The following is a 20,870-nucleotide window of genomic DNA, read 5'->3' as shown; positions in this document are numbered from 1 at the left end:
TATGAAAAATCATAACAAGCTCCTCATTTTACTAGTAGGATTTACTTTATCCTATTCCTGCGTCTCATTGGATGAAAAGCCTGAGTCCAACCTGACTTCCAACCAGTTTTACAGAACATCTGAAGATGCCGTCGCCGCAGTAAATGCCATCTACCATCGCATGTTTACGGAATGGCTGGTTCTGTTCAACCGGCAGCTAATGATGTTTGAAATGGCCACAGATGATGTGGTGGCAGGCCCGAGAACCCGCAGTACCCAAGTGATTGACCTGTCTAGTCTGAATCATGTCCCCGCCAATACAGGAGTAGAATGGTCCTGGCAATACACCTATGACGCGATCAATCGGGCAAATATTGCAATAGAGAAGATACCGCTAATACCTGAGACAGAAATCAACCCTGAGCTGAGAAACAGGCTGATTGCTGAAGCCCGGCTACTGCGGGCCTGGAATTATTTCAATCTGGTCAGATGGTTTGGGGCTGTGCCGCTGGTATTAAAAGAATCTACGGCATTGACAGAAGAATCTTTAAATGTAACGAATGCCAGTGAAGAGGCTATTTACAGTCAAATACTAGAGGACCTCCAAGCTGCTGAAGGTCTTCCTGCTCCCGGTTCTTATTCTTCAAATGAAGTAGGCAGAGCCACTTTGGGCACGCAGAAGGCCTTGATGGCTAAGGTTCATTTGACACGCCAAAATTGGAGTGAAGCTGCCTCAACACTGAAGGAGTTGATAGATTCGGATTGGTACCAGTTGTATGACGACTTCAATAAGGTCTTTGACCCCGCTTTCAAAAACGGCCCCGAACATATTTTCTCCATTCAGTTTAACGGGGATCCGGCAGTCACAAATGGCGTGGCCTGGTACTCTATGCCTTTCGAATTCAATGGGGAGTTTGTGGATGCTCCAAATCTTGGCGGAGGATTGTATGAAAGTTTTGAGTCTGGGGATAAGCGAAAAGACAGGACGCTGGCCAAAGAAATCACTAATCCTCAAACAGGCCTGAAGGTACTACTTCAAAACCTGACTTATGTCAAATATTTTGACTCGGCGACTCCATTTAATCAGCAGCAAAGCCGTGTAAATATCCCGCTACTTCGATACGCTGATGTACTGCTCATGTATGCAGAAGCATTGAATGAGCTGAATGGGCCAAGCGCCGAAGCACAGGAATACCTGAACAGGGTAAGAATTAGAGCCGGGATTCCGGAGATAGCCCAGCTTGGGAATTCACTATCAAAAGATGGATTTCGGGAATATGTCTTTGAAGAAAGGCGGAAAGAACTTGCGCTGGAATATCACCGCTGGTTTGACTTGAGCCGAAGAGGGCCTGACTATTACGTCTCCAAACTTAAATCGGCAGGAAAATCCAATGCGGCTCCCCGCCATGTGAAATTTCCCATTCCACTGCGGGAACTTCAGCTCAACCCAAATCTAAGCCAAAGCCCTGACTGGGCAGGATTTTAATTCTAAACTATATAAAAATGAACATACTAAAAACTACACTGATTCTTGGATCCGTTCTTGGATTAGGATTGGTGACCTCATTTATCCATCAAAGTGCCCGCAAAGATACCACCGCTGTAACAGTCAAGCCAAATGTGGTATTGATACTTGCAGATGATCTGGGATACTCGGATATCGGTTCGTACGGCTCAGAAATTGCTACCCCAAATTTGGATCAACTGGCTGCTGACGGAGTCCGTTTCACCCATTTTTATAATGTGGGGATCTGTGCTCCGACCCGGGCTACCTTACTTACCGGTCAGTACCAGCATGATGCGGGAGTGGGGTATTTTGCAGTGAATCTGGGGATTCCCGCCTATCAGGGCTACCTCAATGAAAATACCGTGACCATAGCAGAGGCTTTGAAGGAGAATGGGTATAAAACACTCCTTTCCGGAAAGTGGCACGTGGGCAACGATTCTCTCCATTGGCCAAATCAGCGTGGGTTTGATGAGTTTTATGGATTCACCGGAGGTGCAAGTAATTTTTTTCAGCATATTCCATTCTCTGAAAAACCGATTGAGCTTCATCGAAACAATGCCCGTTTTGAGGTAACGGATCCGGACTATTACATGACCAATGCAATTGCTTCAGAAGCGATTGAACAGGTGAAAGGAGCGGGAGATCAGCCTTTTTTTCTATATCTCGCATTCAACGCTCCCCATTGGCCACTTCATGCGCTTCCTGAGGATATAGAAAAATATAAGGGGAAGTATGATGAAGGATGGGATGTGTTAAGACAGGATAGGTTTGAAGGATTGAAAGAAAAAGGTTTAGTCTCCGACGATTTTAAACTATCTCAAAGACCATCGACAATTCCGGCATGGGAGTCACTTTCACCACAAGACAGGGAAATCTGGGCAAGAAAAATGGAGGTGCATGCAGCTATGGTGGATAATATGGACCAAAATATTGGTCGTTTGATCAGCCATCTTAAAGCTACCGGCCAATTTGAGAACACGGTGTTTTTCTTCCTCTCCGATAATGGCGCCGCCGGTGAAAATACTGATCGTGCAGCTACAAGGCCTGATCCAAACGGTCAGCCCAACTTTAATCAGGGGCCGCCGGACTTAGCTAATTTGGGTGAGATTGGAACTGCAGATTCTTACACCTCCGTGACGCACCACTGGGCTTATGCGCTGAATACACCCTTTACTTACTGGAAGACATTTCCCCAAGAAGGAGGGATCGCCACTCCTTTCATAGCAAGCTTCCCCGCACGGTTTGCAGGCAGTAAAATTGTAGAGGGAAATGGTCATTTGATTGATTTGCTTCCCACAATTCTTGATTTGACAGGATCTACTTATCCTGAAAATTACCATGGAAACAGCATCCTTCCTTTAGTCGGGAAATCCCTTGTGCCCGTGCTGGATGGTCATTCTTTGGCCAAAACAGATACGCTCTACTTTGAACGTGGAGGAAACAGAGCTGTAAAGGCCGGGAAGTGGAAAGCTTTGGCGCTGAAAGGTGGAGATGATTGGAAATTGTATGATTTGGAAAAAGACCGCTCTGAAATAACAAACCTTGCAGAAATAAATGTTGAGGTGTTGTCCCAACTTAAAAATTCCTTTGATCAGTGGGCAAGGAACCATCATGTTGTAAACACAGATTCCTTGCTAAAGGCAGCTCCTGCGGGAGCTTCGATGCTTCGGTTTGAAAAAGGGATAGAATCGACTATCGAAAACTAATCAATGGGGAAGTCACAATAGTGTAGTGTATTTTGGGAGTAAAACAGCTTGGGTTTATTATTAATTTAAAAAGTGGCTCTTAGGGAGTCACTTTTTTATTTTTGGGAGGTCTTAAAATTTTGTACTTTGAGGCGATTTTAGAAGTAATATGATATCCAAACGAGCAAAATACGCAATCAAAACCATCCTTTTTATAAATGATCATCCTGAATTGACTCCGGTTTCCGCAAAATTAATTTCGGAAAGGGAACGTATTCCATACAAGTTTTTAGAAAATATTCTTCGGGATCTCAAATCCCATCAACTAGTCAAAAGTATCCGTGGTGCTGAAGGAGGCTATACCCTTGGAAAGGATCCTGAGGAAATTTCCATTGCCCAGATCATGAGGATAGTGGATGGGCCAATTGCGCTGATTCCATGCATCTCTGAACGTTACTACGAGGCCTGTGCGGAATGTGAAGATGAAGAAACCTGTAGAATCCGAAAGCTTTTTAATGAAGTGAGATCGGAAATGCTGCCGGTGTTAGAACGGCCGATTACCACGTTAAAGTAACTGTTGGGTTTTGCCCAAGCATACTTTCCTAGAGCTTCTATGGTTTATCATTTTCAGGATTGCAGTTTGATTGGATAAACTCAATGTGCCCTTCTTCAAAGCTTTTGCCCATCTTCTTGGTTTATATTTCTGCGTAAGATTCTAAAGTATTGATCGGTTACCATACATTTCCTGCAACTGCGGGATGGGGTTTAGTGGTTAATAAAGTGTTGAAGCTGATTTTTTTTATTTCCGGAACTAATTGGAAATAGCCTTTTCTTCTGCCTGAGGTAATTTTCCATTACCTTCGCGCCATGGAAAATATACCTCCCTGCCCCGCATGTAACTCGCCGTATGGCTATGAAATGGATGATAAATTGGTGTGCCCAGAGTGTAGCTATGAGTGGAAACCGGATGAAATTCAGGAAGAAGCAGTAGAAACATTAGTCGTCAAAGATGCCAACGGAACTATATTGGCTGATGGTGATTCGGTGACAATTGTGAAAGATCTTCCAGTGAAAGGGGCTCCCAAACCAATCAAGGCAGGAACTAAAGTGAAAAGCATCAGACTGGTAGAAGGAGATCATAATATCGACTGCAAGATCGATGGTTTTGGCTCTATGGCACTGAAAAGTGAATTTGTAAGGAAAGCATAGGGATTTTGGATTTTCATGTTTCCCACTGATTTATGCTGATAACTACGCAGGTTAAAGCTGGTTTTTGAGTACAAAAAGTCTTTTTATCATATTTTAAAAAAGTTAAGTAAGCAATGGGATGCGATAGATTGACCACATCCCACTGCTTACTGAAAACTGATCACTGTCTACTTTCCAATAGGTGTTTCATCCACTTCTACATCTCCTACCAAGTATTGCATTCCGTCTAAATAAAACTGCAATAAGTCCGGATTTTCGAAACTTTGCCCATTATGGGACGGGGAACAATAGAGCACATGACCTTTGCCTTCTTTTCTGATCCAGGCCACATAGGTTACACCTTCCAATTGCTCAGTTTCTTTTCGCTGACCTTCAATTTCAGCATTGTTGAAATACAGCAAGGGTTTGAAATCCAAGGAGCTGTATGCTCCGTTGTAAAAGTAAGGTTCATCGACGTGAGTAAAGCCTCCGGATGGGAAGGCCTTGACCAAAGGATGATTGGGATCAACCAAGCGAACATTGATAGCCTGTTGCTTGGGATGGTAATCAAAGGATCCGCCGATTAATTTAGAAAAATCCATGGAGTTATTGAGCGTGGTATTTCCACCATGGATCACAAATAATCCACCTCCTTTTTTCACATGATTAATGATATTTTGCTCAAGTGTCGCAGCTTTTTTCCAGACTTCCACACTATCCAAATTTGAATCCTCACTGAGTTTGTCTACAAACAGATTTCTATACTCAGGCTTCGAGTTGGTGTTGTTGAGGATCAGCAGGTCAAATTCTTTTAGCCGGTCTTTTTCAATCATTTCTATATCACTACTGGAAGTCACTTCAAATGCGCCGCTTTTCTCCCCTAGGATTTCAAACATGGCTTCGGTATGGGGATTTACCCAATGCACAAATCCGGTGTGCAATGAAAACACGAGTACCTTCTTTTTATTTTTAAAGGGAAATCTTGCCTTTTCTGGGGCTAAATCGGTGATTTTGTCTTTCCAGTCCTGATCTAACGGAATCTCTTTTGGGTTTTGTGCAAGAGCGAAATTGACACCTGTTAGGAAAACGATTCCGTAGATTATAATCTTCTTCATGGGGTAATTGGATAAATGGGCTGAACGATAATTTAGAATTCTATATCTTTAAATTCTATCCCAATAACCTGAATTTTATATGATATTCAAAAGAATTTTCTGTGTACTGGCTGTTAGTCAATGTTTAATGACTGTGGCTTATGCGCAAAAAGTAACATTGAAAGAGACCGAAACCGGAATTGATTTCGTGATTGACAATCAGCCAGTTCTAACTTACCAAACGGCTGTAGCCGACGTGCCGGAAGGCATAAAAAAAGATTTTGCAAAATCCGGATTTATTCATCCCCTAAAGTCCCCATCGGGCCAAGTGCTTACCAGAATTCAACCGAAAGACCATTATCATCACTACGGAATATGGGGCCCTTGGACCCGTGCCACCATCAGCGGTAGGGAGGTGGATTTTTGGAATTTGGGAGATCAAAAAGGGAGAGTGGATTTTTCACATGTGCTCTCAAAAAAAGAAGCAGGTGGAGCAGCTGAGCTCAATGTGAGACAGAATCACCTGGATCTCAAAGCTCCCGAAGCTGAGCGCATTGCCATAGCCGAGGATCTTCGCATCAAGGTGAAGCCTGCGGACAAAGGCCGCTACATGGTGGATTACACCACTACAATTGAGACTACTATTCCCGGAGGAATTCTTCTTGATGATTACCGCTATGGAGGCGGAATTGGTTTTCGGGCCACAGAGAAATGGGGTTCTGACAACAGTACTGTTTTGACCTCCGAAGGAGATGCCAGAAAGACTGCAGACAGCACCAATGCCAAGTGGATCCTTGTGCTGGGAGAAACTGACGATGTCTCCGGAGAAAGTGGCATTCTGTTTTTAAGCCATAATACCAATAAATCCCATCCTGAACCTCTACGGGTCTGGCCTGAGAATAATTACGATGGAATAGGTAATGTCTTTGTGGAGTTCACACCGATCCGCCATGATTCTTGGGAAATTCTGCCCAATCAGCGCTATACGTTGAAATACCGGATGATTGTTTTTGACGGTAAGATGACAGCTGAAGAAGCAGAAGGATATTGGAAGGCTTTTGTGAAATGAGAGTAGTTAAGTAGACCGTCTCAGTGGTCCGTCTCAGTTAGTATAGAGTACTTACTGTTGAATAAATAATAAATGGAAACCCAAAACTAGATAACCCATTATGAATATAAAAAGAAGAGAATTTATCAAAAACAGTGCTTTGGCAAGCGTAGCGATTGGCTTTCCTACAATTGTGCCTGCCTCGGTTTTTGGAAAAAATGCACCGAGCAATAAAATAAATATAGGGCAAATAGGCTGTGGGAGAATTGCAAGAGATCATGATTTACCGGGGGTAATGCGTCATGACATAGCCCGTGTAATCGCTGTTTCTGATTTGGATAGCAATCGGATGGTAGATGGTAAAAAGCGGGTGGAAGAATACTACGCCAAGAAAATGGGAAAACCCTATCTGGACGTAATCCAATACGGCGATTATAAGGAGATGCTTCAGAATAAGGATATAGATGCTATCGTAATCAGTACTCCCGATCACTGGCATTCCCAGCCTGCGATGGAGGCTTCCCTCGCCGGAAAGCATGTTTATCTACAGAAGCCTACTTCTTTGACGATTCGTGAAGGGAGACAGCTGGTAGATGCGGTGAAGAAGTCAGGAACCGTACTTCAGCTTGGCACCCAGCAGAGATCAAGCGAGCAATTTAGAATTGCAGCTGAACTGGTAAGAAATGGCAGAATAGGCAAGCTGCATACCGTAAGAGTCGGCTTGCCTGGCGATCCTTCCGGTCCTGAAGCTGCTCCAATGCCCGTTCCTGCAAATTTGAATTACGATATGTGGTTGGGATCTACTCCCGAGGTTCCATATACTGAGATAGGTGTCCATCCAGCCATAGGCTACGACAGACCGGGGTGGCTGAGACTGGAGCAATATGGTGCAGGGATGATTACCGGATGGGGTCAGCATCACTACGATTCTGCTGCTTGGGGCATGGATACTGAATTGACAGGACCTAGATACATTCAGGCTGTGGCTGAGTTTCCACAGTCAGGACTTTGGGATGTGCACGGCGACTTTTATGCCAAAGCGGAGTACGATAATGGTATTGTCATGTACACCAGTGGAGGCTATCCTAACGGTATTCGCTATGAAGGTACAGAGGGATGGATATGGGTATCCCGTGGGAGTTATGTGGCCTCTGCCTCCGATCCTGTAGCACAGGGTGAAAGTGCCAAGGCTCTGGATGCTTCAGATCCTAAGATCTTGCAATCGGTGATCGGACCTGACGAGATTCAGTTGATCAAAAGCGATGAACATCACGGCAACTGGCTGGAAGCTATACAGGGGAATGCAGATTTACTTTCTCCCGTAGAAATCGGTCACCGTTCCTGCTCAGTTTGTTTGGTGACACATATTTCCATGAAGCTGGGTAGAAAGCTGGAATGGGATGCCGAAGCTGAGCAATTCATTAACGATCCGGAAGCCAACGCCATGTTGGAAAGACCTCAGCGGGCACCTTATGGTACTAATTATGTTAAAGTCTAATTAAAGAATATTTTGAAAAATATAGCTCTTGTAGCCATTGCGGCAGGGATATTACTCTCCTGCGAAAATAAAGAACATGTGAGTGAACTTCCTGAATCGAACGCTGAGATTACAATAATGTCCTTAGATCCCGGACATTTTCATGCCGGGCTCATCCATAAATCCATGTATCCTCAGGTGGATTCCACGGTATATGTCTTTGCTCCGGAAGGCGCTGAACTGAAAGATTATTTGAATCGTCTGGCAGGGTACAATAATCGGGAAGAGGATCCCACTGCCTGGAATCTGCAGGTAAGTACAGGAGATGATTACTTGGAAAAAATGATTGCTTCCAAGTCCGGCAATGTGATGATGGTAGCCGGGAAAAATGACCGCAAGATTGATTACATCGCTGCAGCCATATCCAATGGAATCAATGTATATGCAGATAAGCCTTTGGTGATTGACAAAAGTGGGTTTGATAAGCTGGTGAAGGTTTTTGATGAAGCAGGCCAAAAGAATCTTCTGCTCTACGATATCATGACTGAGCGGTTTGAAATCAGCACAATTTTACAAAAAGAGCTCTCCATGGTACCGGCAGTTTTTGGCAAATTGGAAAAGGGTACGCTTGAAAATCCCGCAATTACCAAAGAGTCGGTTCATCATTTCTTTAAATATGTATCAGGAAACCCGCTGATAAGACCGGATTGGTTTTTCGATACAGCTATAGAAGGCACGGGAATAGTGGATGTGACCACTCACTTGGTGGACCTGATTCAGTGGGAAGCTTTTCCGGATGTGATCTTGGACACGACTGATGTGGAAATGCTTACTGCGAGACTTTGGCCAACCCTATTGGATTCAGCTCAATTTAATCTGGTGACCGGCAAAACGGAATTTTCTGATTTCTTATTGAAGAATGTGTCTGACAATAAGCTGAGTGTGGACAGCAACGGAGAAATGAACTACACGCTGAAGGGTGTGCATTCCAAAGTAAGCGTGATTTGGAATTTTCAGGCGCCGGAAGGGGCTGCTGATACACATTATAGCATGATGCGTGGTACCAAGGCGAATTTAATCATTCAGCAGGGACAGGCTGAGAATTATGTGGCTACGCTATATGTTGAGCTGCTGGACGGTCAGGATGAAGCGTTGATTTCTCTGGTAAAGAATGACTTGCAGGAGCGTTTTCCAGGGCTTGATTTGGAAAAAACAGCTGATGGAAAATACAAGATTCTTATTCCGGAAAAATACCATAATGGGCACGAAGCTCACTTTGCCCAGGTTACTGAGAAGTACTTGGAGTATTTTACCAACAATAATATGCCTGCTTGGGAAGTGCCGAATATGCTGGTAAAGTATTATACTACTACCGAAGCGTTGAAAAAAGCGGAAGAATAATAGGATAATTCTAAACAGGAATACCAAAAAATAGGTTGGTTAGTTAAGTTCATGATTTATGGATTAACTGATCAACCTATTTCTGTTTCCAAACCTACAGTAGCCATTGCCGGGGCAGGAGGATATGTGGGGCGATGGTTTATCTATCATTTCCGGCATAAGTACAACATCATAGCACTGAGTCGCAAAATACCCCAGGTAAAAATCCACCGTTGGGTAATGAATAGGTTTAAGAAATATCCGGAAAATCAGCCTAATTGAATTATAGGATACTTACTTTTAAGTAGATTCTTACCATAATTTCAAATTTTTAAAAACTATGGATTACTTAAGTTTTAAAAACGGCGATAAACTTCCCATCCTGGGACTCGGAACATGGAAAAGCAAACCCGGAGAAGTGAGCCAGGCTGTATATTGGGCCATTGAGGCAGGGTATAGGCACATCGATTGTGCAGCAGTGTACCAGAACGAAAATGAAGTAGGGGAAGGAATCGCCAAAGCAATTGCAGAAGGATTGGTGAAGCGGGATGAGCTTTTTGTGACTTCCAAGCTCTGGAACAGTTCCCATAAAAAGGAGCAGGTGCTTCCTGCTTTAGAGAAATCACTGGCTGACCTGAAGCTGAATTATGTAGATTTATATTTGATACATTGGCCGATTGCTTTCAAAGCGGGAGTTGGCTTTCCCAAAAGCAGAGACGACTACTACACTTACGATGAAGTGTCACTTGCAGAAACTTGGAAAGCTATGCAAGAATTAAAAGAAAAAGGACTTGTCAAGCATATAGGGGTATCCAACTTCAATCAGAATAAATTAAAGGAGTTGCTGAAACTGGGAGGACAATCGCCGGAAATGAATCAAATAGAAATGCAGCCCTATCTGCCACAAGAAGGATTGGTAAGTTTTTGTGAAGAGCATGGTATTTTGATGACTGCCTATTCGCCTTTGGGTTCTCCTGATTCCAGAGCGGATAGACATAAAAATGACCCAAAATTGCTGATGGATCCGGTGGTGAAAGAGATCGCTGACAAGCATAAAATGGGAATAGGACAGATCCTTATCGCTTGGTCTATTGCCAGGGAAATTGCCGTTATTCCAAAATCAGTTAACAAGGAACGGATCATAGAAAATTTGGCTGCTGCGAGTATCAATTTGGATGACCATGATATGATGGAACTGCGGGATATAGGAATAAACCACAGATTTATAGATGGGTCATTTTTCACGGGAGAAGACAGTCCCTATGAAACATCCGATCTGTTTGATGGAAATTAGACCTCATGAGTTTGGAAAACCAACGTGTAAATGGGATTCGAGGATATGCTAATGCCACTCAAAAATTTATTGAGGCTACATTATCACTTGACTTTTCGGATCTGCATCGGGACTTTATAGAATTTATACCCAAGAAGAAGCCATCTCAACTATTGGATATAGGGGCAGGAATAGGCAGAGATGCTTGGGAATTATCAAAAATGGGACATTCTGTAGTCGCTGTGGAGCCAACTAAAGAGTACCTTGAGGAGGGAAAACGATTGTTTGACATCCCAGAGATAAAGTGGATAGACGATTCATTGCCAAATCTAGCACTGCTTACCATGTGTAATCATTTTGATTTTATTTTGGCATCGGGAGTCTTTCATCATCTTGACAGCAACGATCAAAAAACAGCTATAATAAGAGTATCACAACTTTTAAGAACCAAAGGTGTTTTTGCCCTCAGTCTTCGCAATGGGCCTCCAGGAGTTGGTACTTGGGTTTTTCCTACAGATAGTTTTACTACGATTAAGAATGCTAAGTCATGTGGTCTAGACTTATGCTTGAGAATGGATAACCAGCCAAGTTTACTTAGGGGCAAAGAAAATGTCACCTGGTCAAAATTAGTATTTCAGAAAAGGTAAGGGGATCTGTTTTCTCATATTTTTCTAGTCTAATCTTCTACTTCCAATGCCTCCAATATATCCGCGAGTTCATCAAAGTCTTTCAGTCCAGGCTTGATTTCCTCTCCACCCGAAAGGGAAATTCCATATAAGCCTAGCTCCTGAATCAGGTCTTGTACGTTTGCTGCTGTAATTCCTACACCCAAGATTACCCTGCAGTTTTTGCTTAGTAATTTTATAGCTTCCTTATCCTTTTCATCCAGTACTTCGTGGGTAGAGATGACATGGAAAATTATTCCGGATTCATTGAGTTTCTCAGCTACTTCCAATTCTATGTGTCGGACCTCTTGGAGATCCATTTTATAAATTAATCCAACCCCTTTGCCTTCCAATTCCTCCAGAGGCTCGATTCTGTCGTGCTCAACCCAAGTAAGATTTGGGTAACTCTGCAAAATTTCCAAGACTTGGTCCCCATTATAATTCGTGAATTCCCCGACAAATTCGAGACCGGAAACCCACCCTGTGATTTCATTAAACTGGGTAGGAGTGATAAATTTTTCAGACGCTTCTTCTACGGCGAAACCTAGCAAATCCACATACATACCGGCGCAATACCTGGCATCAGAGAGATTGGTGATGCCGCTTATTTTTACAAAAGTGCTTAAAGCCATGATTCAAATTTTGAATCGGCTAAGTTAATCAGGATGATCGGCTAGAAAAAAGTATTTACAAACCGATAAACTCTAAGGCATCCTTTATTCAGTAAAATACTAGTATTTTTAGTGATCATATACGGCTATGAAAAGACTTCTGTCCTTTATTTCTATTCTGATTATCTTTTTGTCCACTTCTTGTGAACGTGAGATAGAAGAAGGACAACCTGATCTTGGATTTGATTTCCAACCCTTGGAGGTGGGGTTGTTTTGGATTTATGAGGTAGATCAGACTATTTATTTTGGTGAAAATGATTCTGAGGAAGAGCATTTTTACTATCGCGATCATATTAGCAGCTACTATACTAATGAAGAAGGTGAACAGGTTTTTGTCGTACTGCGCACAAAATCACAAGACAGAATCAATTGGACTATTGAACTACCCTATACGCTAATTCAACGGGATTTTTCATTGGTGAGAACTATAGAAAATCAAGCGATCGTTGCCTTGGTTTTCCCTCCTAAAAGCGGAATTGTATGGAATGGGAATGTGTACAGAAACGTCGAACGGGATGACTTTGAGATGCTCAATTCAGGAACCTCTGTTCAAGTGAATCAGGAGAATATTGACGACCTGATCACTTATAGAGATATTCGCTATGAAGTTTATGAGAAGGGGGTAGGCATGGTGGAAAAATACGCAGAGGTATTGACTTACTGCTCTAGAAATGATTGTTTGGGAGATATGTTGATCAACTCCGGATATAAAATTTCATTGAAAATGTCCGACTATGGGAGTATTTAAGTTTTTGTTTTTTTTTATTGTTGTAATGGCTTTTTCATTGGAGCTAACCGCGCAGGATCGTTATGCTGTTTTTTTTAAGTACAAGCCGCAAGAAAGTCTGTCGCTGGAGAGACCAAGTGAATTTCTAAGCAATAAAGCGCTGAATAGGAGAAGTAGAGAAAGCATCGCACCTGATAGTTTGGATCTTCCTGTTTCACAGAAATATGTAGATGCGGTCTCGGAGAAATCTGACTATATCCTGTATTCCAGCAAGTGGTTTAATGCCACACTGCTGGTGACAGATGAGGCTAGGAGGAGGGAATTGGAAGAAATGCCTTTTGTAGATCGTGTGGATTTGGTAGGGAGGGGCTTTATTGCCAATCCCAATGTCAGGGTTGGCAGCAAGATTAACACACCCGTCACGAATGGATATTTTTCTTCTGCACAGGAAAATACCAGAGCTACAGAGGAAGAAGCGTATGATTTTCAGAATTCCCTGCTGGGCATAGATAGAATGCATGAAGAGGGATACACTGGGAAAGGAGTGATTATAGCCGTTTTTGATGCAGGATTTCCCGGAGCCGATACGGCCAGTCCATTGGTTCACTTGCAGGCGGGCGGGAGAATAGTTGGGGCAAAAGACTTTGTCAGACCTTGGAACGGGAATGTTTATTCGCATAACCAACATGGCACCAATGTGCTGTCGCTGATTGCTTCCAATGAACCCGGTAAAATGGTAGCAGGGGCACCTGATGCAGCTTATTTTCTCGCAATCACAGAAGAGATGGCAACTGAATATTGGGTAGAGGAATACAACTGGGTGAGGGCAGCCGAGTATGCAGATAGTTTGGGTACGGATATTATTAACAGTTCAGTTGGCTATTACGATTTTGATGATCCCGAGATGAACTACACTCTGGATGATCTGGATGGAGAAACTACGATAATTGCACGGGGAGCTAGTATTGCAGCGGCTAAAGGGATCCTGGTGATAAACAGTGCAGGGAATACCGGGCCTTCAGAATCTACTTTGAATTCTCCTTCGGATGCCAAAGGGATTTTGGCGATAGGATCTGTAAACAGAGATTTGGCTGTTTCAGGTTTCAGTTCGCGTGGTCCCACGGGAGATGGAAGGATTAAGCCTGATTTGGCTGCTTTTGGTGGGGGGGCTCTACTTATCCGGTCAAATGGATCGGTAGGCAGTTCCAACGGTACATCTTTTTCGGCTCCTCAGATTGCTGCGTTGGCTGCCGGGCTATGGGAAGCCAAACCGGAATGGACAAAGGACAAGCTGATCGAAAGTTTACTGAGCAGTGGGACACAGGCAGATGAACCGGATAATTTGTTGGGTTATGGCATTCCGAATTTCTTTGATGCATTATATGGAGAGATACCGGGGGAGGACGATGAGGAAGAAGCTTTAGAGTGGAAAGTTTATCCTAACCCGCTTATAGGCGATGAGCTGAATATACAATTCGGAAACAGCCTAAGCGCGGAATTTTCCCTACTTGATTTCAATGGACGCACACTTGACAGTGAAAAATTGAACAGAGCCACAGTAAAAGAACCTTTCCGAATTCTTATGCAAGGGCTGAAGCCGGGGTTCTATGTAATAAGAATGCAGGACAGTTCGCAGGTGAGGCAAAGCAAATTGATAAGACAATAGGAATTTGGGGGCAGTGTACTAATTTAGTTTTTTCATATAATCAATTACCTACGTATGTCTCCATTAATTGCCCCTTCCATTCTGGCTGCTGATTTTTCAAATCTCCAAAGCGAGGTGGAAATGCTTAATTCCTCAGAAGCTGATTACATCCATGTGGATATAATGGATGGTGTATTTGTTCCGAATATTTCTTTTGGAATTCCTGTGACTGAGGCGATTCATCGCTTCGCAAAAAAGCCCTTGGATGTGCATTTGATGATCGTGAATCCTGATAATTACTTAGAGGCTTTTAGCAATGCCGGTGCAGCGGTTATCTCGGTTCACTATGAAGCCTGCACACACCTCCACCGTACACTACAGGCTATTCACAATCTAGGTATCAAAGCCGGGGTGGCCATTAATCCCCATACACCCGTAGAGTTGTTGTCGGATGTGATTCAGGATATTGATATGGTGTGTATGATGTCAGTGAATCCCGGCTTCGGAGGGCAAAAGTTTATCGAAAATACCTATTCCAAAGTCTCCAGATTGAAGGAGTTGATTCTTGCGAAAGGAGCTGATACAAAAATCGAAATTGATGGGGGCGTGAATCTTCAGAATGCCCCAAAATTGATAGCCGCGGGAGCGAATGTGTTGGTGGCGGGAAGTTTTGTGTTTAATTCTTCAGACCCCGTGCACACGATCAGTCAACTAAAAGGGATTGCGTTGGTTTGACCTTTTGGCTTACCTTTTATCATAAAAATTCTTAAAAATGGACTGTAATTCTTGAATTTTTGGGTTTTGAGCGTTTTATTGAAGATTATAAAGAAATTAAAATTACTAGATTATGAAAAAGGTATTGCTTTTCGGAGCGTTATTCGCGTTCCTAGGGCTTGCTGCTTACGCACAGGAAGTAGAGAAAGTCACAGATGAAGACTTAGCCAAATATGCAAATGTTGAGGTGACATTTGACAATTACGTGACTTCTAAGACTGAGGAACTGAAGTCTATGATCTTGGAAAATGAGATTTTCCAAGGAGGCGGGAGATATAATGAAATCAAAGCGGCTTGGGGCGATGACGCTAAAATGACAGAAGCTAAAGTTACCGAAGAAGAGAAGGCTGCTTATATAGAAGTAAAGGATTTTCAGGAATCTCTACAGGGAGTTTTGAAAGAGTATAAAACAGGATTGATCATGGATGAGGAAATCTTGGGAGCAGGCACCTACAATAAAGTATTGGCTGCTACAAAAGAAGATCCTTCAGTGAAAGAGAAATTGGACACTATGATCGCAGAAATGAAAGCAAAGCAAGAAGCTGAAAAAGAAGACACTGTAGAGTCTACAGACGGAAAATAAGATTATTATTACATATTATGAAGATGCCTCCCAATCGGGAGGCATTTTTTTTTAAATTCACACCAAGAGTTCCATGCATTCGTTAAGACTAAGTATGAATTTCAAAAAGCTACCCCTCTCTATTATTCTTTGTTTTGTGATGACAGCGGTTTTTGCGCAGCAGGAAGATATTTTCGGGATTTCGGGAAAGGCCAAGAATCCTAAAAGTGAATCAGGATTAGGCAACATCGCCAGGAATGTTCTGGAGATGTTCAGTTTGGAGCTGTCCGGAGGAGGTGCTTATCAGCAATTCAATACTAGTTTTTATTCAGAGAATCCCAGTCTTTATCCATTTAACCGATTTCAGAATTTCGACGGGGATCCCTTGGATATTTCTGAAGAAAATCCGCTGAAAATGAATGGAGGGGATTGGGTGTTTCCAAATTGGGATGGAGGAGTAAGAATCAATCTTTTCAATCAATTGACGGTGGGCGGGGGATTTGGTCAGGAATGGGGAAACCTTGCGCCTATGAGGGGTGGAGATTATCAGTTTGATTTCGAAGGAGCCACTTATCAGGTAAACAAGCTTTATGGTACAGTAGGCTTGGTGCTGTATGATGCCAGCAGAAGACGGACATTTCTCAAATGGAGGTATAGAAACTACTCCTCGTCAAACATTTACATGCAGTCGGAACTTAAGCAGCGGGCACGTCAGAATTACCCGTGGAAATTCATTCTTGAAGCAGAATTCGGAAAACTGAATCTGAAGAAATCTTATGGTGCATCTTTAGGCGACGGGGTAGATCCCTATGTGCCCAGACTTGCTGTGTCTGACAAGAATTATTATGGGTTAGGACTGAGAGTGGAGCGAGATCTCTCCGATTACACAAAAGTCTTTGTTAAGGGAGGAGCGGATTTCCGCAAATTCACTTATGCCGCATCTGATTTTTCTGAATTTCAAGATCTGGATCAAAGGGTATACGCCATGCAAGTCGGTATGGCGGTTCGCTTTCCGGGGACCATGCGTTGTAAAATCGGGGGTTGTGGTGTTGTCATGAAGCATATGCACAATGGTATTGAGTACAGAGGGAGCGGAATTTTCAATTTTCAGAACAGGAAGGTAGGGCAGTGGTACTAAAGTCTTGATTATCCACTTAGCTCTTTGTAATCTCTTTTCAAAACCATTCGGTTTTTACTATCTTGCAGCCTTAATCGACCCCGTGAATAGCATTATATGGCTCAAGGAGAAAACGAGAACATCATACCCATTAACATTGAAGAGGAAATGCGTGGTGCCTACATCGATTATTCGATGTCGGTTATTGTTTCAAGAGCGCTTCCTGATGTCCGTGACGGACTGAAACCGGTACACCGCAGAATCCTTTTCGGGATGCAGGAACTGGGAGTATTACATAACAAACCTTATAAAAAATCTGCAAGAATTGTCGGTGAGGTACTCGGTAAGTATCACCCACATGGTGATTCTGCTGTGTACGAAACGATGGTTCGTATGGCGCAGCCTTGGTCCTTGAGGTATCCTTTGGTGGATGGTCAGGGTAACTTTGGGTCTGTGGATGGAGATAATCCTGCCGCTATGCGTTATACTGAAGCTCGACTGAAGCGTATCGCCGAGGAGCTTTTGGTAGATATCAACAAAGAGACCGTAGATTTCCAATTCAACTTTGATGACTCCCTAAAGGAGCCTATTGTTTTGCCTGCAAAAGTTCCTGCACTTCTATTGAATGGAGCTTCAGGTATCGCTGTAGGTATGGCGACGAATATGGCTCCCCATAATTTGGGGGAAATCATTGACGGGATCGTAGCTTATATTGATAACAATGAAATTACCATAGCCGAATTGATGGAGCATATCGTAGCTCCGGATTTCCCGACTGGAGGTATAATCTATGGTTACAATGGTGTGAAAGCTGCCTTTGAAACCGGTAGAGGCAGAGTGGTGATGCGTGGCAAAGCCAATGTGGAAATCAAAGAAGGTGGAAGTAAAGAGATGATTGTCATCACCGAGATTCCTTACATGGTAAACAAAGCCAGCATGGTAGAGAAGACCGCTGCGCTTATCAATGAGAAGAAAATCGATGGAATCTCTGCAATTCGTGATGAATCCGATCGCTCCGGGATGCGGATTGTATATGAATTGAAGAGAGACGCTATATCCAGTGTAGTTCTTAATAATTTATATAAGCATACTCAGCTACAAACTTCATTCTCAGTGAATAATGTTGCCTTGGTGAAAGGTAGGCCACACACACTGAATCTTAAGGATATGATTGTTCACTATGTCAATCACCGCCATGAGGTAGTGATTCGCAGAACAGAGTATGAATTAAGAGAGGCGGAAAAGAGAGCGCATATCCTTCAGGGGTATTTGATCGCTTTGGATCACTTGGATGAGGTGATTTCTTTGATTAGAAGTTCTGCAGATCCGGAGACAGCCAGAAATGGCTTGATGGAGAAATTCGATTTGAGCGAAATCCAGGCAAGAGCAATTCTCGATATGAGATTACAGCGATTGACCGGAATGGAAAGGGATAAGATTCTCAATGAGTATCAGGAGATCATGGCTTTGATCGATGAGCTTAAGAAAATCCTTGCCAGCGAAGAAAAAAGAATGGAAATCATCAAGGAAGAACTGGCGGAAATGAAAACCCGCTATGCTGATGACCGAAGAACTGAAATCGAGCATAACGCAGAAGATTTCAGTTATGAAGATATGATTCCGAATGAGGAAGTGATAATCACTGTTTCCCATGAAGGATACGTGAAGCGTACCGCGCTTACAGAATACAGAACTCAAGGCAGAGGTGGAGTAGGATCCAGAGGTGTCAGCACCAAGCAAGATGATTTTACAGAGTATCTTTTCACTGCATCTACGCACAATTACCTGTTGATTTTCACGGACAAAGGGAAGTTGTTCTGGTTGAAAACCTATGCGATTCCTGAAGGATCCAAGACTTCCAAAGGAAGACCTATTCAGAATTTGATCAGCATCGAACAGGATGACAGAATCCGTTCTATTATTCAGGTTGCGGATTTGAATGATCAGGATTATCTGAACAATCATTTCCTAGTAATGGTAACCAAACAAGGGATTATCAAGAAGACCACACTGGAGCAATACAGCCGTCCACGGACAAACGGTATCATCGCATTGAATATCCGCGAGGATGATCAATTGGTCAATGTAGAAATGACAAATGGTAGCCAGCATATCGTGATAGCTGCTAAATCAGGCAGAGCGATTCACTTCAATGAGACAGCGGTAAGACCGATGGGGCGTACTGCGACAGGAGTGAGAGCGATCAGGTTAAATGATGAAAAAGATTATGTGATTGGCATGGTATGTGCATCTGAGGAAAACGCAACTTTACTTGTGGTCTCGGAAAAAGGGTACGGTAAGCGCTCCAGCCTAGATGAGTACAGAATCACAAATCGTGGAGGAAAAGGAGTGAAGGCAATGAGTGTGACGGAGAAAACCGGTGCATTGGTAGCCATCAAAGAAGTAGTGGAAACTGATGATCTGATGATCATAAACAAATCAGGTATTACCATTCGTATTTCCGTAGATGGACTTCGCATCATGGGAAGAGCTACTCAAGGAGTAAGGTTGATTAAAATCGGGGAGAATGACGAGATTTCTTCCGTGGAGAAAATATCAAAAGAAGAAGAGGTGGAAGCAATCATAGAAGCAACATTGTCCGCTGAGGATAATGCTGAAAATACTACTGACGAACCTTCTACGGACGAGCCTTCTACAGACGAATCTGATGAATCAAATGAAATTAACGAATAACCAACCAAACAAGAAAAATACGCTAAAATGAAGAAGCTAATTCTATCAATGGCCTTGATCGGTGCAACGACCTTGGCTTTTGGACAAAAAAAAGTGGTTCGTTCTGCAGAGAAGAACTTCAAGTCTGGAAATCTGACTGAAGCCATGGCTGATGTGGAAGCTGCCAGTGCAGATCCGGAAACAGGAAGTGATCCGGCCACTTATCTGCTTAAAGCGAAGATCGAAACCAAGATGTTTGGTTCAGATTCTTCCAATACAGCTTCTACTATCGAAATAGGAAAAGCTGCATTGGAGACTTATAATAAGGCTTTCGAAATGGGTGGAGGCAAAAAGGATGCTGGCATAGGCAAAGATATCTATGCAGAAGACATGCCCGGCGTGCCTGACAATCTGAGACCTTACTCTATTTTCACCCTGAAGAACACCTCCTTTGACAAGGCTATCGATAGATACAATGATGAAGATCTGGAGATGGCTTATGAATTCTTTGATTTGGCAGGAGCGATAGATCTTACGGATACCACAGTACATTATAATGCAGGATTTATTGCAAATGATCTAGGCAAATTCGATGAGGCGAAAAAGCATTTTGGATACCTGCTTGATATAGAAGAGTACAACAAGTTGACAGTTTACTACTTGATGATCCAGATTCTAAGCGGTGAAGACAAAAATCCGGAAGCAGCATATGACATTATCATGCAGGGTAGAAAAGATTATCCTGAAGATAAAGTTCTTGCTGAATATGAGATTCAGTTGCTACTTCAATTGAATAAGATGGATGAGGCAATGGCTTCTATTCAGGAAGCGTTGAAAAACGATCCGAACAACGCCGGAATTCTCTTAAGATCAGGATATCTGAAGGAGCAAGCAGGAGATGCAGAAGGTGCATTGGAAGATTATAAGAAGTCTGTAGAGGTGGATCCTGAGTTCTATGATGGTAACTATTATGCAGGTGCACTGCTTTTGGATAAGTCTTTGAAAATCCTCAATGAATTGAATGGACTATCTGACGATGAGTGGGAAGCAAAATCCAAGTCAATGGGTGATGAGGCAAATTCTTATTACAAAGAAGCAGTAGTTTACTTCGAAAAAGCTTTGGAAATCAAGCCTGAGAATACCGAAGTAATGGTAATTCTTTTCCAGGTTCATTCAAGATTGAAGAATACCGAAGAGGTTGAAAAATATAACAAGATGTTGATCGAACTGAAAGGTGCTAACTGGCAGGAAAATCTTTAATCGACAGCGTAAAACTTTACATTAAGCCTCTGAATCATATTCAGAGGCTTTCTTTTGTTTGGCGATTTACTAGACATTCAAATAAAATGGGGCATAGCTTGAAGTTTTGGCCCATTTTTTGTGTTTTTTAATCTAGTTTTTAAAC

General features: G+C 42.8%; 19 protein-coding genes. 17 read left to right on the top strand and 2 right to left on the bottom strand.

What is annotated here, in order from left to right:
* The first annotated feature begins 1 nt into the window (after position 1).
* The 4 genes from J2X69_RS23430 (at position 2) to J2X69_RS23415 (ending at position 4,380) form a co-directional block, all read left to right on the top strand.
* On the top strand, positions 2–1,465 hold the full coding sequence (locus J2X69_RS23430; protein ID WP_310108886.1) for a RagB/SusD family nutrient uptake outer membrane protein: 1,464 nt from the start codon (positions 2–4) through the stop codon (positions 1,463–1,465).
* Between the two features lie 17 nt (positions 1,466–1,482).
* Positions 1,483–3,192 (top strand): arylsulfatase, encoded by a 1,710-nt coding sequence (locus J2X69_RS23425; protein WP_310108881.1) that lies wholly within the window; start codon positions 1,483–1,485, stop codon positions 3,190–3,192.
* A gap of 148 nt (positions 3,193–3,340) precedes the next feature.
* The gene (locus tag J2X69_RS23420; RefSeq protein ID WP_310108878.1) at positions 3,341–3,745 is read left to right on the top strand and encodes an Rrf2 family transcriptional regulator; all 405 of its coding nucleotides are present in this window, start codon (positions 3,341–3,343) and stop codon (positions 3,743–3,745) included.
* Between the two features lie 293 nt (positions 3,746–4,038).
* Entirely contained in the window at positions 4,039–4,380 is a 342-nt protein-coding gene (locus J2X69_RS23415; protein WP_310108876.1) for a zinc ribbon domain-containing protein YjdM, read from the top strand.
* 167 nt (positions 4,381–4,547) lie between these two features.
* Here the strand turns inward: J2X69_RS23415 and J2X69_RS23410 are convergent, their stop codons facing one another.
* Complete coding sequence (locus J2X69_RS23410; protein WP_310108874.1) at positions 4,548–5,474, bottom strand: ThuA domain-containing protein; 927 nt, start codon at positions 5,472–5,474, stop codon at positions 4,548–4,550.
* A gap of 79 nt (positions 5,475–5,553) precedes the next feature.
* On the opposite strand from J2X69_RS23410, the gene J2X69_RS23405 reads away from it, so the two are divergent.
* From J2X69_RS23405 to J2X69_RS23380, 6 genes are all read left to right on the top strand, one after another.
* Positions 5,554–6,522, top strand: a complete 969-nt coding sequence (locus tag J2X69_RS23405) for a PmoA family protein (protein WP_310108866.1) — start codon at positions 5,554–5,556, stop codon at positions 6,520–6,522.
* Between the two features lie 106 nt (positions 6,523–6,628).
* Entirely contained in the window at positions 6,629–7,999 is a 1,371-nt protein-coding gene (locus J2X69_RS23400) for a Gfo/Idh/MocA family oxidoreductase (protein WP_310108898.1), read from the top strand.
* A 9-nt stretch (positions 8,000–8,008) separates the two neighbouring features.
* Positions 8,009–9,379, top strand: a complete 1,371-nt coding sequence (locus tag J2X69_RS23395) for a putative oxidoreductase C-terminal domain-containing protein (RefSeq protein WP_409014476.1) — start codon at positions 8,009–8,011, stop codon at positions 9,377–9,379.
* 51 nt (positions 9,380–9,430) lie between these two features.
* Entirely contained in the window at positions 9,431–9,640 is a 210-nt protein-coding gene (locus tag J2X69_RS23390; RefSeq protein WP_310108860.1) for a hypothetical protein, read from the top strand.
* A gap of 58 nt (positions 9,641–9,698) precedes the next feature.
* Positions 9,699–10,652, top strand: coding sequence for an aldo/keto reductase (locus tag J2X69_RS23385; RefSeq protein ID WP_310108858.1), 954 nt, complete (start codon positions 9,699–9,701; stop codon positions 10,650–10,652).
* A gap of 5 nt (positions 10,653–10,657) precedes the next feature.
* Entirely contained in the window at positions 10,658–11,278 is a 621-nt protein-coding gene (locus J2X69_RS23380) for a class I SAM-dependent methyltransferase (RefSeq protein ID WP_310108852.1), read from the top strand.
* 29 nt (positions 11,279–11,307) lie between these two features.
* Here J2X69_RS23380 and J2X69_RS23375 read toward each other — a convergent pair whose 3' ends face one another.
* Entirely contained in the window at positions 11,308–11,928 is a 621-nt protein-coding gene (locus tag J2X69_RS23375) for a phosphoribosylanthranilate isomerase (RefSeq protein WP_310108849.1), read from the bottom strand.
* A gap of 127 nt (positions 11,929–12,055) precedes the next feature.
* Here J2X69_RS23375 and J2X69_RS23370 point away from each other — a divergent pair, with 127 nt between their 5' ends.
* The 7 genes from J2X69_RS23370 (at position 12,056) to J2X69_RS23340 (ending at position 20,725) form a co-directional block, all read left to right on the top strand.
* Positions 12,056–12,715 (top strand): hypothetical protein, encoded by a 660-nt coding sequence (locus J2X69_RS23370; protein WP_310108847.1) that lies wholly within the window; start codon positions 12,056–12,058, stop codon positions 12,713–12,715.
* Entirely contained in the window at positions 12,702–14,360 is a 1,659-nt protein-coding gene (locus J2X69_RS23365) for a S8 family serine peptidase (RefSeq protein ID WP_310108844.1), read from the top strand. The genes J2X69_RS23370 and J2X69_RS23365 overlap by 14 nt, the downstream gene beginning before the upstream one ends.
* A 54-nt stretch (positions 14,361–14,414) precedes the next feature.
* A complete protein-coding gene (gene rpe / locus J2X69_RS23360; protein WP_310108842.1) occupies positions 14,415–15,074 on the top strand; it encodes a ribulose-phosphate 3-epimerase in 660 nt (219 codons plus the stop codon).
* Between the two features lie 112 nt (positions 15,075–15,186).
* A complete protein-coding gene (locus J2X69_RS23355; RefSeq protein WP_310108839.1) occupies positions 15,187–15,696 on the top strand; it encodes a hypothetical protein in 510 nt (169 codons plus the stop codon).
* 73 nt (positions 15,697–15,769) lie between these two features.
* Positions 15,770–16,813, top strand: a complete 1,044-nt coding sequence (locus tag J2X69_RS23350; protein ID WP_310108837.1) for a hypothetical protein — start codon at positions 15,770–15,772, stop codon at positions 16,811–16,813.
* Positions 16,814–16,909: 96 nt separating this feature from the next.
* A complete protein-coding gene (gene gyrA / locus J2X69_RS23345; protein ID WP_310108834.1) occupies positions 16,910–19,486 on the top strand; it encodes a DNA gyrase subunit A in 2,577 nt (858 codons plus the stop codon).
* Positions 19,487–19,513: 27 nt separating this feature from the next.
* Positions 19,514–20,725, top strand: coding sequence for a tetratricopeptide repeat protein (locus J2X69_RS23340; RefSeq protein ID WP_310108831.1), 1,212 nt, complete (start codon positions 19,514–19,516; stop codon positions 20,723–20,725).
* Positions 20,726–20,870 lie beyond the last annotated feature (145 nt).

It is taken from the genome of Algoriphagus sp. 4150 (assembly GCF_031457395.1).
GTDB lineage: Bacteria > Bacteroidota > Bacteroidia > Cytophagales > Cyclobacteriaceae > Algoriphagus.
This window is presented reverse-complemented; position numbering and strand designations above follow the sequence as displayed.